The sequence below is a fragment of the Planotetraspora sp. A-T 1434 genome (assembly GCF_025420585.1).
Taxonomy (GTDB): Bacteria; Actinomycetota; Actinomycetes; order Streptosporangiales; family Streptosporangiaceae; genus JAOEGB01.
Map to the genome: position 1 here is coordinate 1 of NZ_JAOEGB010000086.1, position 887 is coordinate 887.

An 887-nucleotide genomic window follows, 5' to 3' on the forward strand; every position below is an offset into this window, starting at 1 on the left:
CCTAGACGAGTAAGTCCAATGTGATCAGTGGTCGTAGGCGGTCAGCGATCGGGTTACCGGGGCTCCGGTCTTGTTGTTGTGCCAGATCGCGGAGGCCATGGCGAGAATGCGTTGGGCGACCCGGATTGCGACGCCCTCGAAGGTCCGCCCGCCGTGTTGTTCCAGGTCGAGCTGACCCTTGAGGGTGTCGTTGACCGACTCGATGAGCTGGCGGACCTTCTTGAGCATCGGTTCTCCGTAGCGTGCCTTCTCGCGTTTGCGGGAGGGCCGCAGCAGTTCGATGCCCTGTTCGGCGAGGTCCTTTTCGAAGGGCGTGGAGGCGAAGCCCTTGTCGGAGATGAGCAAGATGCCCTCGCGTGCGGCGACCAGGCCGGCGTCGATCTCCAGCATCGCGGCCAGCACCTCGCGTTCGCCGATCTTCGGGTTGGCCAGGGCCCACAGGATCGGCATGCCGGTCGGGGTGCACACCAGGTACAGCCGCAGACCCCAGAAGAACCGCGAGTGCGAGGCACAGTAGCCGTAGCCGGCCCAGCCGGCCAGGTTGGAGCGCTGCACGGTCGGGCGCGACATTCCGCACGGCACCGGCGTGGAGTCGACGATCCAGTGGTTGTCGAACCAGAAGTCGCTGTCTATGGCCAGTTCCCGGATCACCCGCTTGACCAGGGGCAACGCCGCGCGCAGGCGTTTGTTGTAGCCCGACTGCTGGGGCAGGTACGGGAACATGCCGGACAGGTGTTTGCGGGCGAAACGTAGCCAGCGGGCTTCGGAGTGGTGCCCGAGCAGGGCTTGGGCCACGGCCAGGCAGACGAGTTCGGAGTCGCTGAGCAGTGGCGGTCTGCCCATGCACCGGGTTCCTCCGATCTCGTCGTCGATCTTCACGTACAGTG

Annotated in this window: 1 protein-coding gene; it reads right to left on the reverse strand. The window is 65.3% G+C overall.

Annotated elements, in window-relative coordinates; translation table 11 throughout:
* Window positions 1-24: 24 nt before the first annotated feature.
* Window positions 25-885 (reverse strand): IS982 family transposase, encoded by an 861-nt coding sequence (locus N5079_RS35060; RefSeq protein ID WP_261588529.1) that lies wholly within the window; start codon window positions 883-885, stop codon window positions 25-27.
* Between the last annotated feature and the right edge of the window lie 2 nt (window positions 886-887).